Raw genomic sequence first — 22,449 nt, 5'->3', positions numbered from 1 at the left:
TGCTCAGCCTCTCTCGGCGGGCGAAACCATGAGGCCGCGGATATGCTGTGCGCAACCGACCAGCGCGGCGTAATCGTCCTCGACCCCCCAGACCGCGAACCTGTCCATGAAATCCGAGAACCGCCCCTTGCTGCGGAACGCCTCGTCGAAGCCGAGTTCGGGGAAATAGGGGGTGAGCGCGCGGGCCATGCCACCGATCACGTAGATTCCCCCGAAAGGCAGATGCGTCAGGGCCAGATCGCCCATCACCCGCCCGAGCGCCGTGACGAAGGCGCGCGCGGCTTTCGTCGCGACCGGATCGCCGGCTTCGAGCGCTGCCATGATCTCGGACGAGGGAAGATGCGTGTCCGTACCGCTCGCCCATGTGTAGCATCGCTCGAACCCGCGACCCGACAGAACATCCTCGACCCCCGGAAAGCCGTGCGCGCGGGTCACGTGCCGTGCCAGCGAAACGTCATCGTCCGAGAGGACCGGCAGCGTGACATGGCCGGATTCGCAAGGTGGCACGTAGCGGCCCGTATCGGTTCTGAAGACGGGCACGGCGTTGAACCCGGTCCCGCAGCCGACCACCAGCTTGGCGTCATGAGGTTTTGCCTCGGGCCCCGCGATGATGACGCGCTGCTTCTCGCCCGCGATGTGGTCCATCGCATGGCCCTGCGCCTGCAGGTCGTTGAGGATCGAGACGACCTCTGCACCCGTACAGGCGGCGAGATCCTCGCGGGTCATCTCCCATTCCAGATTGGTGAGGCGGCCAACCCCGTCCATCACCGGCCCCGCCATCGCGACGCAGGCCCCGTCGCAGCGCGCCACGCCCGCATCGCCGAGGAACCGCTTCAATACCTCATCGAGACCTGAATGTTCCGCATTGCGGAACCGTCGGATCGAGGCGGCGTCAACCTCCCCCCCGTGGGCAAGCGCCGTTCGGGTGTTCGTGCCGCCGACATCGGCCACCACGGTGAGAGAGAGTTCGGGGGTCATCGCGCTTTGTATACCTCAGGTCCGGAGAACTTTCGCGAGGGCGTGATAGGACGCTTTCGGCGTCCGCTTCAAGCTCTTGAAGTCGACGTGGACGATGCCGAACCGGGGATCGTACCCTTCGTTCCATTCGTAATTGTCGAGCAGCGACCAGGTGAAATATCCCTTCACCGGAATCTTCTCGTCGCAGGCGCGCTTCACCCTCGCGAGATGCGCGTTGAGATAGTCGATCCGCGCCTTGTCGTCGACCGCGCCGTTCGAGACCCGGTCGTCGTTGGCCATGCCGTTCTCTGTCACGTAGAGCGGGATGTCGCGGGTATATCCGTCGTGGACGCGCTTGAGCAGATGATAGAGCCCGTCGGGATAGATCTCCCACCCGAGCTGTGTCTTGCCGAGCGGCCCGTCCACCGTCTCGAGATGCGGCCAGGGTCCGCCGGCCGGGGCCACGATTTTGCGGGTGTAGTAGTTGATCCCGCACCAGTCGAGCTTCTGGCCGATCAGATCCATGTCGTCGCGATACCCTTCGGGCATGTGCGGATCGAGATCCTCCATGAGGTCGGCAGGGTAGGCGCGGTTGAAGAGTCCGCCAAGATAGAAGCGGTTGTAGAAGCCGTCATAGGTCCGCGCGGCACGCGCCGCCGCGTCCGATCCGTCGACCGGGACGGTGTATTCGAGATTGCAGACCGCACCGAGATTTTCCATGCCGAGCCCTCGCATCACCTCGATCGATCGGCCATGCGCGAGCAGGACATGGTGCATGGCGCGCGCGGTTGCGCGGACATCGCGCAGCCCCGGAGCATGATGGCCGAGGAAATGCCCCATCCACGCCACGCAGAAGAATTCGTTGATGGGGGCCGCCGACCAGACCCGATCGCCGATCCGCTCCATCACGACTTGAGTGAATTCTGCGAACCACGATGCAATATCGCGATTGGACCACCCCCCGAGATCGGCAAGCGCGGCAGGAAGCTCCCAATGATAGAGCGTCGCTGCGGGCTTGATCCCGCGCTCCAGAAGGCCGTCGACGAGCCTGTCGTAGAAATCCAGCCCCTCGGCGTTCACTCGCCCGCGCCCCTCGGGCATCACACGTGCCCACGAGGTCGAAAAGCGGTAGACGTCGAAACCTCCGTCCTTCAGCAGGTCGAGATCCTCGTCCATCCGATTGTAGTGATCGCAGGCGATCGCCCCGTTCTGGCCTCCGACGACGTTGCCAGGTGTCGCGGCGAACGTATCCCAATGCGTCGGGCCCGCCCCGCCGAAGGAATGCCCCTCGATCTGGTAGGACGAGGTCGAAGCCCCGAACAGGAAGTCTCGGGGGAAATCGCCGCGTTTCAACTCAAGCATTGTATGATCTCGTCTCTTTGCTGCCGGATCGGGGGCCGAGGCCTCCGGGCGTCATGACCTAGACGGAAACCGGAATCGAGCAAGCGCCGCGCGGATGGCCGCCCATCGCGGGCACCCTTTCGCCAAGGGGCCACGGCCGCGACAATTCCAAGGGATCGCCCGCGTTTTTCTTTGGAGACCATCGTCTTGAGCGCCACGGTTGACTTGGACCACACCCTTTGCTCTTGTTCCTCTCAATGACCGCCGTCTTTCGCATGGCCCGCGTACTGCGATCCGACGTCAGCCGATCGGTCCGGGATTTAACGGACCGAAACCAATTCACGGGAGGAATAAGCCGATATGAAACGTATTCTCTACGCAGGTACCGCGACCCTTGCCCTCGCGGCCGGTTCCGCCGCCGCGCAGGACCTCGCCTTTGAAAAGGGCGAGGGCGCGTTTTCCTGGGACAGCCTCGAAAACTTCGCGGCAGATCACCAATACGACGGCGAGAGCATTTCGATCACAGGCCCCTGGACGGGTCGGGATGCCGAGCTGGTGGAATCCGTGATTGCCTATTTCGAAGATGCGACCGGCGCGACGGTCAACTATTCCGGTTCCGACAGTTTCGAGCAGGATATCGTCATCTCGACCGAGGCGAATTCGGCACCGAACATCGCGGTCTTCCCTCAGCCGGGACTGCTGTCCGATCTCGTCCGCCGCGGCGCGGTCGAGGCGCTCGACCCTTCGGTGGGCGAGTGGATCGGAGAGAACTACGCGGCCGGACAATCCTGGGTCGACCTCGCGACATTCGACGGCCCCGACGGGAACCCGCAGCTCTATGCGTTCCCCTACAAGATCGACGTAAAGTCGCTCGTCTGGTACGTGCCCGAGCAGTTCGAGGAAGCCGGATACGAGATCCCGGAGAGCTACGAGGCGCTCAAGGAACTCACTCAGCAGATGGCGGATGACGGCGTGACGCCGTGGTGCATCGGGCTCGGGTCGGGTGCCGCGACGGGCTGGCCCGCGACAGACTGGGTCGAGGACATGATGCTGCGCGTCGCGACGCCCGAGCAATACGACCAGTGGGTCACGAACGAACTGCCGTTCAACGATCCCGTGGTGGTCGAGGCCATCGACGAATACGGCTGGTTCCTGCAGGACGGATACGTCAACGGTGGCCGTGACGCTGCGGCAACGACCGATTTCCGCGACGCGCCGAACGGGCTCTTCGGGTTCCCGCCGGAGTGCTACATGCACAAGGCCGCCACCTTCATTCCGACCTTCTTTCCCGAAGGAACGGTCGTGGGCGAGGATGTCGATTTCTTCTACTTCCCCGCACCCGAAGGTGCCGACCGTCCGGTCCTTGGCGGCGGAACGATGTTTGCCATTACGAATGACAGCGAGACGACCCGGGGCTTCATCGATTTCCTGCAGACGCCGCTCGCCCACGAGATCTGGGCCGCGCAGGGCGGTCTTCTGACGCCGCATACCGGCATCAGTCCCGACGTCTTCCCGACGGACAGCCAGCGGGCGCTGAACGACATCCTCTTGAATGCCGACATCTTCCGCTTCGACGGGTCGGACCTGATGCCGGGCGAGATCGGCGCCGGGGCCTTCTGGAGCGAGATGGTCGAATTCACGACCGGCTCCAAGGACGCGCAGGCGGCAGCCGATGCGATCCAGAACCGGTGGGACTCGATCAACTGATCGACTGATCCGGACCGGTTCGGAAAGGGCGCGCAAAGTCGCGCCCTTTTTCGTGGTTGGACCGTATCCCATCGGAAACGCTTGGAAAAATATTCCCTCTGCCGGAATGACTTCCGGTATTTGCTGTTGCGCTGCACGAAGGTCTCGGCGCAGGATTTCCTTAACGGGAAGGGCGCGGCGCGCCGATAATTCCGGGAGGGATCGCAAATGCCAGTCGTCTTGCAGGGACTGCTGACCATCGTCATCGGGGTCGCCGGTTGCGTGGCCTATTTCTATTTCTCGAATTTGGTTCTCGACAAATTCATCTATCCGGCGCGTGGGGAAAAGGCTGGCCACAATATCAACCGCGCCAATCAGGTTCGTCCCTGGCTCTTTCTCTTTCCGGCGATCTTCGTGCTCGGCCTCTATCTGGTCTACCCGGTCGTGGGTTCGGTCATCCGGTCCTTCTACGGGCGCGACGGCCAGCAATTCGTCGGGCTCAGTTATTATGCCGAACTGTTTCAGGGGGGCGATTTCACGACCGCCTTTCTCAACAACCTGCTGTGGGTGCTCTTCGTACCGGCGGCCTCGACCTTCATCGGCCTTCTTGCAGCTCAGCTCACCGACAAGCTGTCCTGGGGGAATTTCGCCAAGTCGCTGATCTTCATGCCGATGGCGATCAGCTTCGTCGGTGCATCGCTGATCTGGAAATTCGTCTATGCAAACGATGCGGGGATCGGCCTCATCAACGCGATCCGCGCGGCCTTCGGGTTCGAGAATCCCGTCGATGTCCTGCAGATCCCGTTCTGGAACAACTTCTTCCTCATGATCATCTTGGTCTGGATCCAGACGGGCTTCGCGATGGTGATCCTGTCGGCGGCTCTGCGCGGTATCCCCGAAGAGACGATCGAGGCCGCGATCCTCGACGGTGCCAATCCTTGGCAGCTCTTCTTCAAGATCAAAGTGCCGCAGATCATGTCGACGATCGTCGTCGTCTGGACCACGATCACGATTCTCGTGCTCAAGGTCTTCGACATCGTCTACACGATGACCGGCGGCAATTTCGGGACCGAGATCCTGCCCAGCTACATGATGGACTATTTCGTGACCAGCAAGGGATACGCCTCGGCGATCGCGGTCGTGATCATGATTACCGTGCTGCCCGTGATGATTTGGAACATCATGCAGTCCCGCAAGGAGATGCGCTGACATGGACAACATTGCCGGACAGAAATCCTCGCTCACATGGGCCACGCATATTTCGGTCGTGTTCCTCGTCGTGATCTGGCTCGTCCCCACTCTCGGCCTCTTCGTCTCGTCCTTCCGCGAACGGGACCAGATCTCGGCTTCCGGCTGGTGGGAGGCCCCCTTCGCGGTCGAACTCACCGCACGTGGCCGCACGGCATCCGACGCGACGCCGGACGGCGACGGGTTCGTCGTCACCGGCAACATCTACGACGACCCGGAGGCGGCGAGCTATTTCCCCGATGGGGGCAGCGACATCACCGCCTTCGGCACGCGCGGCGTCAACCCGACCGAGTTCGAGGCCGGAACGACGGCCGATCTCGGCGATGGCGAAACGCTGACCGTCGATGCCGACGGCAGCTACCGCTGGACAACGCCCGAGGATCCGGGCGATCGCGGGCAGCGGATCTATTTCGCCGCCGCCTCGCCGCCGGAATTCACGCTCGCCAATTACCGGCAGGTGCTGAGCGCGGACAACATGGACCGCGCCTTCATCAACACGCTGACCGTCACGGTGCCCGCCACGATCATCCCCATCCTGATCGCGGCCTTCGCCGCCTATGCGCTGGCTTGGATGGACTTTCCGGGCCGCGGCGTTCTCATCGCGGCCGTGGTGGGGCTCCTCGTCGTGCCGCTGCAACTGGCGCTGGTGCCGATGCTCGACCTGCACAACCGCATCGGGATCGGTCAGAGCTTCATGGGGATATGGTTCGCGCATACGGCATTCGGTATGCCGCTCGCCGTTTACCTGTTGCGAAACTACATGGCGGGACTGCCGCGAGACATCATCGAAAGCGCCAAGGTCGACGGTGCGACCGATTTCGAGCTCTTCGTGCGGATCATCCTGCCTCTCAGCCTGCCGGCCCTCGCGGCTTTCTCGATCTTCCAGTTCCTCTGGACCTGGAACGATCTGCTCGTCGCCAAGGTGTTTCTGCCGTCCGACGACGCGTCCAAGGTGATGACCGTCAAGATCGCCGACGACCTTCTGGGCTCGCGCGGCGGGGATTGGGGGATCCTCGCCACTGCCGCCTTCGTTTCCATTGCCGTGCCGTTGATCGTGTTTTTCTCGATGCAACGCTTTCTCGTGCGCGGTCTCCTTGCAGGATCAGTCAAGTAAAACATGGCCTTTCACGACCATTCGACCGCCCGCCCCATCGAGGCCGCGGCACCCGACCCCGATTGGTGGCGCGGCGCGGTAATCTACCAGATCTATCCGCGCTCGTTCCAGGATTCGAACGACGACGGGATCGGCGACCTCTCGGGAATCATCCATCGGATGGATTACCTCAAGAAGCTCGGTGTCGATGCAATCTGGGTATCGCCCTTCTTCCGCTCGCCCATGCGCGATTTCGGATACGACATATCGGCCTTTCGCGAGGTCGATCCGATCTTCGGCTCAAACGGGGATTTCGATGCGCTGATCCAGCGCGCCCATACGCTCGGGATCCGGGTGCTGATCGATCTGGTCCTGAACCACACATCGTCCGACCATCGCTGGTTCCGCGAAAGCCGTGCGTCGCGCGACAATTCAAAGTCGGACTGGTACGTCTGGGCCGATCCGAAACCTGACGGATCGCCGCCCAACAACTGGCTCTCGATCTTCGGCGGGTCGGCCTGGGAATGGGATTCGGAACGAATGCAGTATTACCTGCACAACTTCCTGATCGAGCAGCCGGATCTGAACTTTCACAACGAGGCCGTCCAGGACGAGCTTCTGGACCTCGCGCGCTACTGGCTAGACCGTGGCGTCGACGGCTTCAGGCTCGACGTCGTGAACTTCTACTTTCACGATGCCGAACTGCGCGACAACCCGCCCCTCCGGCCCGAGGATCGCAACGACAATACGGCCCCGGCGGTCAATCCCTACAATTTCCAGGATCACCTGTTCAGCAAGACCCAGCCCGAGAACCTTCATTTCCTCAAGCGTTTCCGGCAGCTTCTCGACGAATACCCCGCCATCACCAGCGTGGGCGAAATCGGCGAGAGCCAGCGCGGAATGGAGACGCAGGCCGCCTATACGTCGGACGGTCGGCTGCATATGGCCTATGATTTCGACTTTCTGGCAAACGCCTTTCCGACCGGCAGCCGGATCCGTCACGTCCTCGAGAAATTCGAGCGCGTGGTAAAGGACGGCTGGGCCTGCTGGGCCTTCTCGAACCACGATACGGTGCGCTCCGCCTCGCGCTGGGATCTCGAGGAAGGACAGAAGAAGCTCTACGCTGCGATCCTCATGTCGTTGAAGGGGTCCGTTTGTCTCTACCAGGGGGAAGAGCTCGGCCTGACCGAGGCCTATGTCCCGTTCGAGGATCTGCGCGATCCCTACGGCAAGCGGTTCTGGCCACGGTTCAAGGGGCGCGACGGCGCGCGCACGCCGATGCCCTGGAATACCGACCATTCGGGTGGCTTCACCGACGCAAAACCCTGGCTTCCCGTCGCGGTCGAACATGTCGAGCGGGCGGTGAGCGTACAGGAACGCGATCCCGACTCGACGCTGCTCTTCTACAGGGCGATGCTGAGGTTCCGCAAACGTCACCCGGCGCTCGCCAAGGGGGATCTGGAGATCCTCCATGCCGACGACGATCTTCTGACGATCCTTCGCGATGGCGAGGGCGAGCGGCTCTTCTGCGCGTTCAACCTGACGGAACACCCGCTGGAGGTGGCATTGCCAGAGGGTGAATGGACACTGGACGAAACGGCACCTTTCGCATCTGCTGCCGATGGCGCGACGGTCACGGTGCCGCCGTGGGAAGCGGCCTTCGCGACCGCGAACGGGATTTGAGGGAGGGAGTTTCATGGCCGATCTGAAGATGACCGACGTTGCCAAGTCCTATGGCAGCGTAAAGGTTCTGAGCGACATCAACCTGGACATCAAGCAGGGCGAGCTGATCGTCTTCGTCGGGCCTTCGGGCTGCGGGAAATCGACGCTCCTGCGGATGATCGCGGGGCTCGAGCGGATCACCGGGGGCGAGCTCAAGATCGACGGGCGCGTCGTGAACAACGTGCCGCCCGCGCAACGCGGCATCGCGATGGTGTTCCAGTCCTACGCCCTCTATCCGCACATGACGGTGCGCGACAACATGGCGTTCGCGCTCAAGATCGCGAAGAAGTCCAAGGACGAGATCGACGCCGCCATCAAGAAGGCCGCGCGGATCCTGCAACTCGAACCTTATCTGGACCGGTTGCCCAAGGCGCTTTCGGGCGGTCAGCGACAGCGCGTGGCGATCGGTCGTTCGATCGTGCGCGACCCCAAGGTCTATCTTTTCGACGAGCCGCTCTCGAATCTCGACGCCGCGCTGCGGGTCGCCACCCGGATCGAGATCGCGCAGCTGAAGGAGAACATGCCCGACAGCACGATGATCTACGTCACGCATGACCAGGTCGAGGCCATGACATTGGCGACCAGGATCGTCGTTCTCGCCGGCGGCGGGATCAGCCAGGTGGGCACGCCGCTCGAACTTTACCAGAAGCCGGAGAACGAATTCGTGGCGCAGTTCATCGGCAGCCCCGCGATGAACCTCCTCGAAGGCGAGATCACCGGCACCGGAGAGCGCACGACGGTCAAGCTCGCGGGCGGGGGAACGGCGCAATCGGATTACCCCTCGCATGAGGGCGACATGGGCGCGAAGGTCAAGATCGGGGTGCGCCCCGAGGATTTCGTCGCCGCCGAGGGCGAGGACTACATCTTCGAGGGCAGCGTCGACATCACCGAGGCCCTGGGCGAGGTGACGCTCCTCTATTTCGAGACCGGCAACGCCTCGATCGAGGATCTCGAAAAGGGCGATGCCGCAGTGATCGCCAAGCTGCAGGGCATCCACAACGATCTGCGCGGGCGCACGGTCAAGCTCGGGGCGAAACCCGACCGCGTGCACATCTTCAAGGACGGGCAATCGTTGCTCTATCGCTGAGGTCTTAACGGCGCGGTAACCATCCTGCCGCAATCTCGCATCGATGGGATGGACATGCGACGATCTCGACCGGGACGAATGGTCCGCGCTGGCATGCGACGCACCGTTCGAGCAAAGCTGGGCCTATGGTGAGATCGCCGCGGGCTTCGGCGCGCGCGCGCGCCGCTACCATTTCGTCGAAGGGGGTAGGTCCGTCGCCATAGCACAGGGGATCGAACGCGGGCTCGGACCGCTGCGATGCCTCTGGCTCCCCCACGGGACGCATCCGCTGTCAGGCGCAGCGATCCGGTTCGATCCGGTCCTTCCGCGCGGAACGTTCGTCATGTCACCCGAAGCAGGGATCGCTCTGGGTTCCATGCCCGCCCGGGCCGAGATCACGCTTCACAACAACATGCGCGCGGACCTGTCCAAGAAATGGCGCAACCGCCTGACCGCCGCCGAACGCGCGGGCCTTGTAATCCGGCATCACGGGGGGTGTTCGGAATGGCTTATCGCCGAGGAGACACGACAGAGGAAGGACCGCGGCTATCGCGCACTTCCTCCGGCATGGCTCCGCAGGCTCGCGGAACTCGATGCCCGCGCCGTCGAAAGCTGGACCGCCTGGAAGGACGGCGCCCGTGTCGCGGGGATCACTTGCATCTTCTGGGGGCGGGGAATGCGATATCATATCGGCTACAGCTCACCGTCGGGCCGCGCCTGCTCCGCCCACAACCTGCTCATCTGGGAGGCGATGCGCGCGGGCCATGCGCGCGGGGCGACCCGGCTCGATCTCGGCTTCGTCGATGCGAAGCGGCTTCCGGGGCTCACCCGGTTCAAGCTCGGAACCGGCGCGGTGGAGATCCCGGGGCCAAGGATCAGGCTTCGCGCGGGCGCTCGGCATATTGCCGATCGGCTCGCCTCGACCGCAGGGGCTTTCCATCGCGGACCTTCCGTGAAATAGGGACGCGTCAAACGAAGCCTCCCAAGGAGATCATCCATGGAGATTCGCGAGGCCCTGACCTTCGATGACGTCCTCCTTCTTCCCGCCGCGTCGAACGTGCTGCCGTCGACCGCAGACACCCGGACCTGGGTGACGCGCGAGATCGCAATGAACATCCCGATCCTGAGTTCGGCCATGGATACCGTGACCGAATCACGGATGGCCATCGCGATGGCGCAATCGGGCGGCATCGGGGTGATCCACCGCAATCTCGACATTGCCGAGCAATCGGACGAGGTCCGCCGGGTGAAACGCTTCGAAAGCGGTGTGGTCTACAACCCGATCACGCTTCGGCCCGACCAGACCCTGGCCGACGCGCAGGCGCTTCAGTCGCGATACAGCGTCACCGGCTTTCCCGTCGTCGACGAAACCGGGCGCGTCCTCGGCATTGTCACCAATCGCGACATGCGCTTCGCCAGCGACGAACGCACGCCGGTCCACACGATGATGACCGCCGACAACCTCGCCATCCTGACAGAACCTGCCGATCTGGAAGAGGCCAAGCAGCTCATGCGCGCCCGGCGGATCGAAAAGCTTCTCGTGACCGACGGTCAGGGCAAGCTCACCGGCCTGCTCACGCTCAAGGATACCGAACAGGCAGTCCTGAACCCGACCGCTTGCAAGGACCAGCTCGGGCGGTTGCGCGTGGCGGCGGCGACGACCGTGGGCGATGCGGGCTTCGAACGCTCCGAGGCGCTGATCGATGCGGGCGTCGACATAGTCGTGATCGATACCGCGCATGGCCATTCGGCAAGCGTGGCCGAGGCCGTATCCCGCGTGAAGGCGCTCTCGAACGAGGTGCAGGTGATCGCGGGCAACGTCGCGACCGCCAGTGGTGCCAAGGCGCTCGTCGATGCGGGGGCCGATGCGATCAAAGTCGGGATCGGTCCGGGCTCCATCTGCACCACGCGGATGGTGGCGGGCGTCGGCGTGCCGCAATTGACCGCGATCATGGATGCCTGCGGTGGCACCGGCGACGTGCCGGTGATCGCCGATGGGGGGATCAAGTTCTCGGGCGACTTCGCCAAGGCGATCGCGGCCGGTGCCACCTGCGCGATGGTCGGCAGCATGCTTGCCGGCACGGACGAGTCCCCCGGAGAAGTCATTCTTTATCAAGGGCGTAGCTTCAAGACTTATCGCGGCATGGGAAGTCTTGGCGCGATGGCGAGGGGCTCCGCCGATCGGTATTTTCAGAAGGATGCCGCCAGCGACAAGCTCGTCCCCGAGGGGGTCGAGGGCCAGGTCCCCTACAAGGGATCCGCCGGCGCCGTCGTCCATCAGCTCGTCGGCGGTCTGCGTGCCGCTATGGGTTATACCGGCTGCGCCACGATCGACGAGATGCGCCGTGGTTGCGAGTTCGTCCGCATCACCGGTGCCGGTCTGCGCGAGAGCCACGTCCACGACGTGCAGATCGTCAGGGAATCCCCGAACTATCGCGGAGCCTGATCATACAATGACTTGCGCGTCGATCTTCACGTCATGACGCCTGCTGCGCGGGTTCAGACGGCAATCGAATGTCTCGATGCGATTATCGCGGGGCAGGCCGCCGAACAGGTCCTGACCCGGTGGGCAAGGGGCGCACGGCATGCGGGCTCCAAGGACCGCGCCGCGATCCGCGATCTAGTCTTCGACGTGCTGCGTCGCTGGTGGTCGAGTGCCGCACGCGGTCAGGGAGAGTCGGGCCGGGCGCGCATGATCGGCTATCTTGCGGAGGAGGGGGCGGATCTCCCGTCGATCTTCTCCGGTGCGGGCTACGGGCCCGCGGCCCTTCAACCGGCCGAACGCGAGACCGCCGAACCGCACGGTCTCGCCGCGCTCGATTGCCCGGCGGAGTTCGAGACCGATCTCAGGACCAGCCTCGGTTCGGATTTCAACGGAGTGCTTTCCAACCTTCGCCACCGGGCGCCGGTTTTCCTGCGCGTCAATCTGCGCAAGGCAAGCGTTCAGGACACGATGGACCGCCTCGCGGGCGAAGGGATCACGACAAGGCCCTCCGGACTGTCGCCGACGGCGATCGAGGTGACCGAACGGCCTCGCGCCGTCGCGCGATCCGCGCCTTATCTCGACGGCACGGTCGAGCTTCAGGATGCCGCGTCGCAGGCCGTAGTTGATTTCCTGCCGCTCGATGGCGCCCGAAGGATTCTCGATTATTGCGCTGGCGGCGGTGGCAAGACGCTCGCCATGGCGGCGCGTCACGACGCGCTCTATCATGCCCACGACATTGATCGCAGGCGGCTCGAGGCGCTGGTCCCGCGAGCAAAACGCGCGGAAACTTCGATCGGATTGCGGGATGCGGCCGATCTCGAGGCGGAGAAACCCTACGATCTCGTCCTCGTCGATGCGCCCTGTTCGGGCTCGGGCGCCTGGAGACGGAGCCCCGAGGGCAAGGTGCGGCTCGACCGCGCGCGCTTCGACGAGTTGCGCAACCTGCAATCGGACATCCTGACCCGTGCGGCGGCACATGTCGCGCCGGGTGGGGTGCTCTGTTACGCGACATGCTCTCTCATGGATGCCGAGAACGGGGCACAGGTCGAGGATTTCATTTGCAAAAACACCGGCTTCTCCCGCCATTGCGAGCGGCGCTGGACGCCCCTCGACGGGGCAGACGGCTTCTTCGTATCTGTTCTCTTCCGCGACAAAACCGCATAACCACACAATTGCAGGTTGCGCGTAGCGCTTCTGCGGTCTTTGGTTAAGCAACGGTTAACCATGCGCATGCCATTGCCGTGGCCGATACGTCCGGAGAGCAGAAAGTGACCGACATCCGTATGTCCATTCCATCTTCTCCGGCAGGTTTCGCCGCGAAACCTCTGATGCTCGTTGCCCTCGCCGTTGCGCTTGGCGGTGTGGCGTTCTTCGTGCCCATGCCGCTCGTCAGCCTCGTCCTCATTTCCGCGGCCGTCGTGCTCCTTCTCGTCTCTGTGCCTCTGGCCGGTATGACGATCTGGCATGGAATGGGCGACGCGCGCATCGATGATCATCTCGCTTCGGTTCACTCCGAAGATGCCGCGGCGACCTTCACGACCGATGCGTATGGACAACTCGTCTGGCGCAATCCTGCGGCCGAAGCGCTCTTCGGACAGGCCGAAGCCGTATCGATCGCCGAGGCTCTGCGCGGTTCCGCGGCATTGCCCAACTCACTGCTCCAGCGCCTCACGCGTGAAACGATCGAACAAGGTCATGCTTCGGAATCGCTCGAGATCGATGCGCATCCCTACGATCTTCGGCTTCACCTTGCTGGATCAGCCCGCCTGCTGTGGCGCTTCGTTCGCCGCATGCCGAGCGCCGGAGGCGAAACCGGACCGGAGGCCCTGCAACTCCGGATCGACGCCGAGGGGGCGATCGTCTGGATGTCGCCCGCTTTGCTCGAGCTTGTCGATCATCCTCCCCGTCACATCGACGGCCTGCTGGAGCGACCGCCACTCAAGCCGAACGCGCCGCAGATGCTCGAATTCCATGATCATTCCGCGCTCTACTGGATCGCCGTGCGACCCGCCGGCGAAGGTCTGCGCGAAATTTGCCTGTGCCGCGTCCCGCAGGAACGGGAGGACATGCAGTTCGACTGGATCCCCGTGCCGCTGCTCGAGATCGACGAGGACGGGATGGTCTCGAAGGCCAATCGGCTGGCGCGCCAGTTGCTGTCGCTAGATCCCGGAGAGAGCGTCGCGCTCCACCATCTCTTCGAAGGGCTCGGCCGTGAAGTTGGCGACTGGCTTGCCGACGGGTTCGAGGGCCGTGCCCAGGGGCGCCCCGAGGTCATGCGAGCCTCCCGGGCCGAGACCGACCTCTACATCCAGGTGACGCTCGAACGCGTTCGCGACGGTGTCGAAAGCCGCATGATGGCCGTTCTCCACGATGCGACCGAGATGAAGCGCCTCGAGGCTCAATTCGTGCAGAGCCAGAAGATGCAGGCGATCGGGCAGCTTGCCGGTGGCGTCGCGCATGATTTCAACAATCTGCTGACCGCGATCAGCGGGCATTGCGATCTTCTTTTGTTGCGTCACGACCCGGGCGATCAGGATTTCGCCGATCTGGAACAGATAAACCAGAACGCGAACCGGGCCGCGGCACTGGTCGGGCAGCTTCTCGCCTTTTCGCGCAAACAGAATTTGCGTCCCGAGATGCTCGATCTGCGCGATATCCTCGCGGACCTTACCCATCTTCTCAACCGCCTCGTGGGTGAACGGGTGCGTCTGTCGTTCGACCACGATGCCGATCTGAAGATGGTGCGCGCCGACCGGCGGCAACTCGAACAGGTGATCGTCAACCTCGTGGTCAACGCCCGGGACGCGATGCCCGACGGCGGCGATGTCCGCGTCGTCACGCGGACCACGACGCTCGCGGTGCCCGAGCCGCACGACCGGGTCGAGGTCCCTGCAGGCCGCTACGCCCTCATCGAGGTGATCGACGAAGGCACCGGGATTCCCGAGGATCGGATCACCAAGATCTTCGAGCCGTTCTTCACCACGAAGAAGGCGGGCGAGGGAACCGGTCTGGGCCTTTCGACGGCCTATGGCATCGTCAAGCAGACCGGGGGGTACATCTTCGCCAAATCGGTGCTCGGGCAGGGAACGACCTTCTCGATCTACCTTCCTGCAAGCGATCAGCCTGCCGTGCGGCGAGCCGTGCCCGACAAGCGGGTCGAGACGCAGAAACCCCAGGCCGAGGGGTGCGTCCTGCTTGTCGAGGACGAGGCACCGGTACGCGCATTCGCGTCCCGGGCGCTCGCCATGCGGGGCTACGAGGTGCTCGAGGCGTCGGATGCCGAATCCGCGCTCGAAATCTGTCGCGACAAGACGGCCCGCATCGACGCATTCGTGACCGACGTCATCATGCCCGGACGCGACGGTCCGTCCTGGGTGCGCGAGGCACTCGAAACACGTCCCGATACGCGGGTGATCTTCATGTCAGGCTATGCCGAAGAAAGTTTCGCGGATGCCCAGCGGCAGATTCCGAACTCCACCTTCCTTCCGAAGCCTTTTTCGCTCGCCGATTTGACGGCGACGGTCGATGCGCAATTCCAGCGGGAGTGATCCGTCTGGGGAAACGAACCGATTTTAACCGAATTTCTCGAAAGATCTTGATTTGTTCTCGCTTCTCCCTCAGATGGAATGAGAACGGGGCGTGAACAAAGGCGCGATTGCCGCTGCGCTTTCGACGTGAAATAAGGATCTCGAAATATGGGCAAGGCTGGACTTCTCGACATGGCTGAAAAGCAGAATACCGACAAGCAGAAGGCGCTCGAGTCCGCATTGTCCCAGATCGAGCGGCAGTTCGGCAAGGGATCAATCATGAAGCTCGGGGGCGACAACGCGCTGCCCGATATCGAATCGACATCGACCGGATCGCTCGGGCTCGACATCGCGCTCGGGATCGGCGGCCTTCCGAAAGGCCGCATCGTCGAGATATACGGCCCCGAAAGCTCGGGGAAGACAACGCTGACGCTGCATTGCGTGGCCGAGGAACAGAAGAAGGGCGGCGTCTGCGCCTTCGTCGACGCCGAACACGCGCTCGACCCGCAATATGCACGCAAGCTGGGCGTGAACCTCGACGAGCTGCTGATCTCGCAACCCGATACGGGCGAACAGGCCCTCGAGATCACAGATACGCTCGTCCGTTCGGGGGCCGTGAACATGGTGGTCGTGGACTCGGTCGCCGCGCTCACGCCGAAATCCGAACTCGAAGGCGACATGGGCGACAGCTCGGTCGGCGTTCATGCCCGCCTGATGAGCCAGGCGATGCGCAAGCTCACCGGGTCGATCAGCCGGACGGGCTGCACCGTCATCTTCATCAACCAGATCCGCATGAAGATCGGCGTCATGTTCGGCAGCCCGGAAACGACGACGGGCGGCAACGCGCTCAAGTTCTATTCCTCCGTCCGTCTCGATATCCGTCGCATCGGTGCCATCAAGGATCGCGACGAGGTTGTTGGCAACCAGACCAAGGTAAAGGTCGTCAAGAACAAGGTCGCGCCGCCGTTCAAGGTCGTGGAATTCGATATCATGTACGGCGAGGGGATCTCCAAGACCGGCGAACTGGTCGATATGGGGGTCAAGGCGGGCATCGTCGACAAGTCCGGCTCGTGGTTCTCCTACGGCGACGAACGGATCGGTCAGGGCCGCGAGAACGCCAAGAATTTCCTCAAGGAGAATCCGGCAACGGCCCTGCAGATCGAGGACAAGATCCGTGCGGCCCACGGGCTCGAGTTCAACGGCTCGGACGACAGCGATGCCGGCAGCGACGCGAGCCTGATCGAGGACTGACCCCCGGGGCGGGGGCGGTCGCGGGAACGCCCGCTTGCCGCCCCGCCGCTGGAGCGATAGACCCGGTTCCCGAAGCCCATGCCGAAGGAACCGCGTCGCGCCATGCAAAGCCTGAATGATATCCGGTCGACCTTTCTCGATTTCTTCGCGAGGAATGGCCATGAGCGTGTCCACAGCTCGTCTCTTGTGCCGCGCAACGACCCAACGCTCATGTTCACCAATTCGGGCATGGTGCAGTTCAAGAACCTCTTCACTGGGGTCGAGACACGCGACTATTCCCGCGCGACCACCAGCCAGAAATGCGTGCGCGCCGGTGGCAAGCACAATGACCTCGACAATGTGGGTTATACCGCGCGGCACCACACCTTCTTCGAGATGCTCGGCAATTTCAGCTTCGGCGACTATTTCAAGGACGAGGCGATCGTCTTTGCCTGGGACCTGATCACCAAGGAATTCGGCATCGATCCGAGTCGGCTTCTCGTCACTGTCTACCATACCGACGATTACGCGGCCGAGATCTGGAAGAAGCATGCGGGTTTGTCGGACGACCGCATCATCCGCATTCCCACGAACGACAACTTCTGGATGATGGGCGAGACCGGCCCCTGCGGCCCGTGCTCCGAGATCTTCTACGACCACGGCGACCATATCCCCGGCGGCCCTCCGGGCAGCCCCGACGAGGATGGCGACCGGTTCATCGAGATCTGGAACCTCGTCTTCATGCAGTACGAGCGGTTCGAGGACGGCACCCAGCGCGACCTGCCGAACCAGAGCATCGATACCGGCATGGGGCTCGAGCGGATCGGTGCCCTGCTGCAGGGCAAGCACGACAATTACGACACCGACCTCATGCGCGCGCTGATCGAAGCCTCGGCCCACGCGACGAGTACCGACCCCGACGGCCCCGGCAACGTCCATCATCGCGTGATCGCCGACCATCTGCGGTCGACTTCGTTCCTCATCGCGGACGGCGTTCTGCCGTCGAGCGAGGGGCGCGGCTACGTCCTGCGTCGGATCATGCGCCGCGCCATGCGCCATGCACATCTGCTGGGGGCGCAGGATCCGGTGATGCATCGCCTCGTCCCCGCGCTCGTCCGCCAGATGGGGCAGGCCTTTCCCGAATTGCCGCAGACCCAGTCGATGATCGAGCAGACCCTGCTGGGAGAGGAGACGCGCTTCCGCAATACGCTCGATCGCGGGTTGAAACTGCTCGACGACGAGTTGGCGGCCCTCCCGGACGGGGCGGATCTCCCCGGCGAGACGGCCTTCAAGCTCTATGACACGTTCGGCTTTCCGCTCGACCTCACGCAGGACGCGCTTCGCGAAAGCGGCCGCGGCGTGAATACCGAAGGGTTCGACAGCGCCATGGCGGCGCAGAAGGCGCAGGCGCGCGCCGCTTGGTCGGGATCGGGAGAGACGGCCGATGCGGGGATCTGGTTCGACGTGGCCGAGCGTCATGGCATCACCGAATTCCTCGGTTACGACACACTCGATGCCGAGGCCCAGATCCTTGCCATCGTCCGCGACAACGCTCTCGCCGAGGGCGCGAAAGCCGGTGACCGCGTTCAGCTGGTGCTGAACCAGACACCATTCTATGCCGAAGCCGGCGGACAGGTGGGCGATACCGGCACGATCGCCGTGGGCGACGCGCGACTTCGCGTGACCGACACGCGCAAGGTGGCGGGCGTCTTCATCCATTTCGCGGATGTCGAGAATGGCGAGATCGCCCCGGGGTCGGCCGCGCAGCTCGTCGTCGATGCGGACCGGCGCCAGCGCATCCGTGCGAACCACTCGGCGACGCACCTTCTGCACGAAGCCCTGAGGCAGCGGCTCGGCGATCACGTGGCGCAGCGCGGCTCTCTCAACGCGCCGGAGCGTCTGCGTTTCGATTATAGCCACGAGGCCGCCTTGAGCGCCGAGGAGATCGCGGATGTCGAGCGCGACGTGAACGCGTTCATCCGCCAGAATTCGGCCGTCGAGACCCGGATCATGACGCCGGACGAGGCACGTGCGATCGGGGCCCAGGCGTTGTTCGGCGAAAAGTACGGCGACGAGGTTCGCGTGGTCAGCATGGGGCGCGGTGAGACCGGCAAGGGTGTGGACGGCCAGACCTGGTCGATCGAGCTCTGCGGTGGCACGCACGTCACCCGTACCGGCGAGATCGGCCTGATGGTGATCCTGGGCGATGCCGCGTCGTCGTCTGGTGTGCGCCGGATCGAGGCGCTGACCGGGCAGGCGGCGTTCGATCATCTTCGCGGGCAGGACCGGCGTCTGGCCCAGGTCGCGGCCGGGCTCAAGACGCAAGCCGCCGACGTGCCCGACCGGATGAAGGCGCTGATGGACGAGCGCAAGGCGTTGTCGAACGAGGTCGCGCAGCTTCGCCGCGACATCGCCATGGGCGGGGGAAGCGGCCCAGCCGTCGAAGCCCGCACGATCGGCGACATCGCCTTCGTGGCCCAGGTGCTGAGCGGCGTCGGCGGCAAGGACCTTCCGGGCCTCATCGACGCGCAGAAGGCACGGCTCAAAAGCGGTGCCGTGCTTCTCATTGCGGATGACAACGGCAAGGCGGCGGTCGCCGCCGGCGTCAGCGAGGATCTGACCGGACGGCTTTCCGCGGTCGACATGGTGCGCGCCGCGGTCGAGGAACTGGGTGGCAAGGGCGGCGGCGGCCGTGCCGATATGGCGCGCGGTGGCGGCCCCGACACGACGCGTGCGGAAGAAGCCATCGCCGCAGTCGAAACCCTTTTGGGAGGTATCTGAGATGCCCGCACTCTGGATCGCGCATGTTCGCGTCACCGACGACGAAGCCTACGGCCGCTACGCCGCACTCGCGACCGAGGCAATCGCCGCGCATGGCGGAACCTTCGTCGCGCGCGGCGGCCGGTACGTGCAGCTCGAGGGACCGGATCGGCCGCGCAACGTCGTCGCCCGGTTTCCGAGCGTCGAGGCGGCCGAGACCTGCTATCGCTCGGATGCCTACCAGGCGGCGATGAGCCACGCGAAAGGCGCGGCCGAACGCGAGCTCGTCATCGTCGAGATTACCAAGGACTAGTTCCGCGACAGACGAACGAAGGCGTTCGCCCAGAGAAGGGCGAGCGCAAGCGACAGGATGGCGTTCCAGGATGCCATCGAAAGGCCCGCGAAGGCCCATGACACCTGGTCACACATCACGACACGTCCCGCCATGTCGGTGGAGAGCAGATCCGCGCCCGACAGGCCGCTGAGGTCGCTTGTCCCCGTGCAGGACGACGGCCCCTCCCACCATTTCCGTTCGACGCCGGTATGGTAGAGTCCGATCCCCGCCGTGACGAGGGTCGCGAGCCCACCTGCAAGCGCGACGACACGGTTTGCCGCGAAGATCGCCACGATTCCCGCTGCAATGGCCACGAAATGCGGCCATCGTTGCCACAGGCACATCTTGCAGGGCGCGTAACCCAGAGCCTGAAAGAGATAGGCGCCGAAGAGCAGCGCAAGTGACCCCGCCGCAGCGAGGAGCATCAGCTTGCGGGCCATCAGACGAACCTCAGCATCGCGAACCCGCCGATGAGGAGCACGATCATCGCGGTAAAGACAAGGCCGAGCCGCCGTTCGATGAAGTCGCGGATCGGCTCGCCGAATTTCCAGAGCAACGCCGCGACGACGAAGAAGCGGAACCCCCGCGCGACGATCGAAGCCACGATGAAGACCGGCAGCGACAATGCCGTGGCCCCCGAGAGGATCGTGACGACCTTGAACGGGAATGGCGTGACGCCCGCTATAAGCACGGCCCACGGTCCGTATGCATTATAGGCGGCAGCGAACTCGTCGAACCGCGCGTCCTTGCCGTAGAATTCGAGGACCGGCCGCCCGACCTGCTCGAACAGGCCGTAGCCGATCCAGTATCCGGCCAGGCCACCCGCCACCGATGCGAGCGTGCAGAGCGCGGCGATGGCGAAGGCGCGGCTCGGCCGGGCCAGGATCATCGGGATCATCAGGATGTCGGGCGGGATCGGAAAGACGCTGCTTTCGACGAAGGCGACGATGGCGAGGGCCCACATGGCATGCGGATGCGCGGCCAGGGACAGGGTCCAGTCGTAAAGGCGTCTGATCATGAGGGCTCTAGACACGTATCGTGATAGGCGGTCAAGTGGCAACCAAACCGCTCAGCCGGGGCCCAGATCACTGGCCCGCCCATCGAGCGCAAGCCGCGCGAGGTCGAGCACGCGGGGCGAGGTCGAGAGACGATCCGAGGCGATCTCGTCGAGCGTGATCCACGCGGCGGCATCGACATCGTCGGCCGCCATCGGTTCGCCCGACACATGCGTGCAGAGCACGGCCGCAAGAAGATAGTGATGCGTGATCGCGCCTTCGGGGCCGTACCGGATCGCGTCGATATTCGTGAGATACCCGCAGGGTGAGGCGACGATGCCCGTCTCTTCGGCCAGTTCGCGGATCGCGGCCTCGATCGCCGTCTCGCCCCATTCGACATGGCCGCCCGGAAATCCCCAGAGCCCCGCATCGGGCGGGTTCGACCGCCTGACCAGCAGGACGGAATCGTCACGGACGAGAACGGCGAGCGCGCCGATCTTTGGGCGGTCGGTCATCTGCGATCCCATTCCGGAAGAAAGAGATTTGGCGGTGGTACCCGCGGCCGGACTCGAACCGGCACGCTGTCTCCAGCGGAGGATTTTGAATCCTCTGCGTCTACCATTCCGCCACGCGGGCAGCGGGTATCCACCGCGGCAGGGTTTAGCCGCATGAAGAGGCCGAGAAAAGGGCGAATGATGCGTGACGTGCAATCCGCGGCGCGGTTTTCGCGCGCCGCGGATCGGCGGATCAGATGACCATCACGTCGAGCGGCGGGAAGCCGTTGAAACCGACGCTGGCATAGCTGGACGTGTAGGCGCCGCAATTGCGGATCACGACCCGGTCGCCGGCGCGCAGCGAAAGCGGCAGGGAAACGGGGCGCTTCTCGTAAAGCACGTCGACCGAATCGCAGGAGGGGCCGGCAAGGATGCAGGGGCCGGATTCCTCGCCGTCATGGGCGGTCTCGAACTGGTAACGGATGGCTTCGCCTTCGGTCTCGGCCAGGCCGGAGAAGCGACCGACATCGAGATAGACCCAGCGGTGCAGGTCGTCGGCACCCTTGCGGCTGACGAGCAGGATCTCGGCGGCGATCGCACCCGAATCGGCGACCATGCCGCGTCCGGGCTCGGCCATGACCGCGACGTCGCCGAAGCGCGCGCGGACCTGCGCCATCACGTCGCGCGAATAGGTCTCGAGCGGATCGACCTCTTCGCCATGGAAGGCCGGAAAGCCGCCGCCGATGTTGAGCAGGTCGAGATCGTGGCCGTCGGCGCGCGCTGTGTCCCAGATCGCGGCCACCTGGTCGAGCGTGTGGGTCCACATGGCGGCCTTGCGGGTCTGCGAGCCGACATGGAACGACAGGCCGCGCGGATCGAGCCCGAGCGCCCTGGCGCAGGAAAGCAGCTCGGACACGCGGGCGGGGGCGCAGCCGAACTTGCGGGTCAGCGGCCAGTCGGCACCGCTCGGCTCCACGATGACGCGCAGATAGACCGACGCGCCGGGCGCATTCTCGGCAATCTTCTCCAACTCTTCCTCGGCATCCGCGGCAAAGAGCTGAAGGCCCGCACGGTATGCGAACGCGATGTCGGCGGGCCGCTTGATGGTGTTGCCGAAGCTCACATGCTCGGGGCGCGCGCCCATCGAAAGGCACAGCTCGATCTCACCGCGCGAGGCGGCGTCGAAGCGACAGCCGATGGAGGCCAGACGTTCGATCACCTGCGGGGCGGGGTTCGCCTTGACCGCATAATGGATCATCGCGCCGTCGAGCCCGCGCTCGAGCGCGCGAAAGTTCTCCTCCACGATGTCGAGATCGAGAACGAGCGTCGGCCGATCGAAAGTCGTCGCTGCGATCGCAGCGTCGAGCCTCGAGGTGCGGGAATTGGTTCCGCGCAGCGCGCGGTCGGTGGCATGGGCGGTCATGGGATCATCTCCAGTGGACCCGGGGGAGGCGATCTGACCCCCCGAAAGTGACAACGGAGACGTTACCGTCGCTGCGTGAGGGTCTCCC

General features: G+C 64.1%; 18 protein-coding genes and 1 tRNA gene. 12 read left to right on the top strand and 7 right to left on the bottom strand.

The window, feature by feature from the left end; genetic code table 11:
* Window positions 1-3: 3 nt before the first annotated feature.
* Both RVY76_RS05595 and RVY76_RS05590 read right to left on the bottom strand, forming a co-directional pair.
* Complete coding sequence (locus RVY76_RS05595; RefSeq protein WP_317376397.1) at window positions 4-978, bottom strand: ROK family protein; 975 nt, start codon at window positions 976-978, stop codon at window positions 4-6.
* Between the two features lie 15 nt (window positions 979-993).
* Window positions 994-2,319, bottom strand: coding sequence for a GH1 family beta-glucosidase (locus RVY76_RS05590; RefSeq protein ID WP_317376396.1), 1,326 nt, complete (start codon window positions 2,317-2,319; stop codon window positions 994-996).
* 339 nt (window positions 2,320-2,658) lie between these two features.
* Here RVY76_RS05590 and RVY76_RS05585 point away from each other — a divergent pair, with 339 nt between their 5' ends.
* The 12 genes from RVY76_RS05585 to RVY76_RS05530 all read left to right on the top strand — a co-directional run bounded on the left by RVY76_RS05585 (window position 2,659) and on the right by RVY76_RS05530 (window position 19,428).
* Window positions 2,659-4,005, top strand: coding sequence for an ABC transporter substrate-binding protein (locus RVY76_RS05585; RefSeq protein WP_317376395.1), 1,347 nt, complete (start codon window positions 2,659-2,661; stop codon window positions 4,003-4,005).
* A gap of 207 nt (window positions 4,006-4,212) precedes the next feature.
* Window positions 4,213-5,193, top strand: a complete 981-nt coding sequence (locus RVY76_RS05580; RefSeq protein ID WP_317376394.1) for a sugar ABC transporter permease — start codon at window positions 4,213-4,215, stop codon at window positions 5,191-5,193.
* A gap of 1 nt (window position 5,194) precedes the next feature.
* Complete coding sequence (locus tag RVY76_RS05575; RefSeq protein ID WP_317376393.1) at window positions 5,195-6,346, top strand: carbohydrate ABC transporter permease; 1,152 nt, start codon at window positions 5,195-5,197, stop codon at window positions 6,344-6,346.
* Between the two features lie 3 nt (window positions 6,347-6,349).
* On the top strand, window positions 6,350-8,008 hold the full coding sequence (locus tag RVY76_RS05570) for an alpha-glucosidase family protein (protein ID WP_317376392.1): 1,659 nt from the start codon (window positions 6,350-6,352) through the stop codon (window positions 8,006-8,008).
* Window positions 8,009-8,021: 13 nt separating this feature from the next.
* Window positions 8,022-9,134: a sn-glycerol-3-phosphate ABC transporter ATP-binding protein UgpC gene (locus RVY76_RS05565; protein WP_317376391.1), complete on the top strand. Its 1,113-nt coding sequence runs from the start codon at window positions 8,022-8,024 to the stop codon at window positions 9,132-9,134.
* Window positions 9,135-9,177: 43 nt separating this feature from the next.
* The gene (locus tag RVY76_RS05560) at window positions 9,178-10,074 is read left to right on the top strand and encodes a GNAT family N-acetyltransferase (protein ID WP_317376390.1); all 897 of its coding nucleotides are present in this window, start codon (window positions 9,178-9,180) and stop codon (window positions 10,072-10,074) included.
* Window positions 10,075-10,110: 36 nt separating this feature from the next.
* Window positions 10,111-11,559, top strand: a complete 1,449-nt coding sequence (gene guaB / locus RVY76_RS05555) for an IMP dehydrogenase (protein ID WP_317376389.1) — start codon at window positions 10,111-10,113, stop codon at window positions 11,557-11,559.
* Window positions 11,560-11,571: 12 nt separating this feature from the next.
* A complete protein-coding gene (locus tag RVY76_RS05550; protein WP_317376388.1) occupies window positions 11,572-12,762 on the top strand; it encodes an RsmB/NOP family class I SAM-dependent RNA methyltransferase in 1,191 nt (396 codons plus the stop codon).
* A 104-nt stretch (window positions 12,763-12,866) separates the two neighbouring features.
* The gene (locus RVY76_RS05545) at window positions 12,867-15,146 is read left to right on the top strand and encodes an ATP-binding protein (RefSeq protein WP_317376387.1); all 2,280 of its coding nucleotides are present in this window, start codon (window positions 12,867-12,869) and stop codon (window positions 15,144-15,146) included.
* Window positions 15,147-15,293: 147 nt separating this feature from the next.
* Complete coding sequence (gene recA, locus RVY76_RS05540; RefSeq protein ID WP_317376386.1) at window positions 15,294-16,376, top strand: recombinase RecA; 1,083 nt, start codon at window positions 15,294-15,296, stop codon at window positions 16,374-16,376.
* A gap of 102 nt (window positions 16,377-16,478) precedes the next feature.
* Window positions 16,479-19,136, top strand: coding sequence for an alanine--tRNA ligase (alaS, locus tag RVY76_RS05535; protein WP_317376385.1), 2,658 nt, complete (start codon window positions 16,479-16,481; stop codon window positions 19,134-19,136).
* Between the two features lies 1 nt (window position 19,137).
* A complete protein-coding gene (locus RVY76_RS05530) occupies window positions 19,138-19,428 on the top strand; it encodes a DUF1330 domain-containing protein (protein ID WP_317376384.1) in 291 nt (96 codons plus the stop codon).
* On the opposite strand, the gene RVY76_RS05525 is transcribed toward RVY76_RS05530, so the two are convergent.
* From RVY76_RS05525 to RVY76_RS05505, 5 genes are all read right to left on the bottom strand, one after another.
* A complete protein-coding gene (locus RVY76_RS05525) occupies window positions 19,425-19,889 on the bottom strand; it encodes a disulfide bond formation protein B (protein ID WP_317376383.1) in 465 nt (154 codons plus the stop codon). The two genes, RVY76_RS05530 and RVY76_RS05525, sit on opposite strands and share 4 nt — an antisense overlap.
* The gene (locus RVY76_RS05520; RefSeq protein ID WP_317376382.1) at window positions 19,889-20,467 is read right to left on the bottom strand and encodes a YqaA family protein; all 579 of its coding nucleotides are present in this window, start codon (window positions 20,465-20,467) and stop codon (window positions 19,889-19,891) included. Before RVY76_RS05520 ends, RVY76_RS05525 begins: the two co-directional genes overlap by 1 nt.
* Window positions 20,468-20,518: 51 nt before the next feature.
* Window positions 20,519-20,959, bottom strand: a complete 441-nt coding sequence (locus RVY76_RS05515; RefSeq protein WP_317376381.1) for an NUDIX hydrolase — start codon at window positions 20,957-20,959, stop codon at window positions 20,519-20,521.
* Window positions 20,960-20,994: 35 nt separating this feature from the next.
* Window positions 20,995-21,080 (bottom strand) — tRNA-Leu (locus RVY76_RS05510).
* Window positions 21,081-21,191: 111 nt separating this feature from the next.
* Complete coding sequence (locus RVY76_RS05505) at window positions 21,192-22,361, bottom strand: type III PLP-dependent enzyme (protein ID WP_317376380.1); 1,170 nt, start codon at window positions 22,359-22,361, stop codon at window positions 21,192-21,194.
* Window positions 22,362-22,449: the final 88 nt, after the last annotated feature.

Source organism: Palleronia sp. LCG004 (genome assembly GCF_032931615.1).
Classification (GTDB): domain Bacteria; phylum Pseudomonadota; class Alphaproteobacteria; order Rhodobacterales; family Rhodobacteraceae; genus Palleronia.
This window is presented reverse-complemented; position numbering and strand designations above follow the sequence as displayed.

What these genes read in the sequence shown, in the direction of transcription:
- RVY76_RS05595 (WP_317376397.1), bottom strand. Translation starts at nt 978, where the DNA reads ATGACCCCCGAACTCTCTCTCACCGTGGTGGCCGATGTCGGCGGCACG.
- RVY76_RS05590 (WP_317376396.1), bottom strand. Translation starts at nt 2,319, where the DNA reads ATGCTTGAGTTGAAACGCGGCGATTTCCCCCGAGACTTCCTGTTCGGG.
- RVY76_RS05585 (WP_317376395.1), top strand. Translation starts at nt 2,659, where the DNA reads ATGAAACGTATTCTCTACGCAGGTACCGCGACCCTTGCCCTCGCGGCC.
- RVY76_RS05580 (WP_317376394.1), top strand. Translation starts at nt 4,213, where the DNA reads ATGCCAGTCGTCTTGCAGGGACTGCTGACCATCGTCATCGGGGTCGCC.
- RVY76_RS05575 (WP_317376393.1), top strand. Translation starts at nt 5,195, where the DNA reads ATGGACAACATTGCCGGACAGAAATCCTCGCTCACATGGGCCACGCAT.
- RVY76_RS05570 (WP_317376392.1), top strand. Translation starts at nt 6,350, where the DNA reads ATGGCCTTTCACGACCATTCGACCGCCCGCCCCATCGAGGCCGCGGCA.
- RVY76_RS05565 (WP_317376391.1), top strand. Translation starts at nt 8,022, where the DNA reads ATGGCCGATCTGAAGATGACCGACGTTGCCAAGTCCTATGGCAGCGTA.
- RVY76_RS05560 (WP_317376390.1), top strand. Translation starts at nt 9,178, where the DNA reads ATGGGATGGACATGCGACGATCTCGACCGGGACGAATGGTCCGCGCTG.
- guaB (WP_317376389.1), top strand. Translation starts at nt 10,111, where the DNA reads ATGGAGATTCGCGAGGCCCTGACCTTCGATGACGTCCTCCTTCTTCCC.
- recA (WP_317376386.1), top strand. Translation starts at nt 15,294, where the DNA reads ATGGGCAAGGCTGGACTTCTCGACATGGCTGAAAAGCAGAATACCGAC.
- alaS (WP_317376385.1), top strand. Translation starts at nt 16,479, where the DNA reads ATGCAAAGCCTGAATGATATCCGGTCGACCTTTCTCGATTTCTTCGCG.
- RVY76_RS05530 (WP_317376384.1), top strand. Translation starts at nt 19,138, where the DNA reads ATGCCCGCACTCTGGATCGCGCATGTTCGCGTCACCGACGACGAAGCC.
- RVY76_RS05525 (WP_317376383.1), bottom strand. Translation starts at nt 19,889, where the DNA reads ATGGCCCGCAAGCTGATGCTCCTCGCTGCGGCGGGGTCACTTGCGCTG.
- RVY76_RS05520 (WP_317376382.1), bottom strand. Translation starts at nt 20,467, where the DNA reads ATGATCAGACGCCTTTACGACTGGACCCTGTCCCTGGCCGCGCATCCG.
- RVY76_RS05515 (WP_317376381.1), bottom strand. Translation starts at nt 20,959, where the DNA reads ATGACCGACCGCCCAAAGATCGGCGCGCTCGCCGTTCTCGTCCGTGAC.
- RVY76_RS05505 (WP_317376380.1), bottom strand. Translation starts at nt 22,361, where the DNA reads ATGACCGCCCATGCCACCGACCGCGCGCTGCGCGGAACCAATTCCCGC.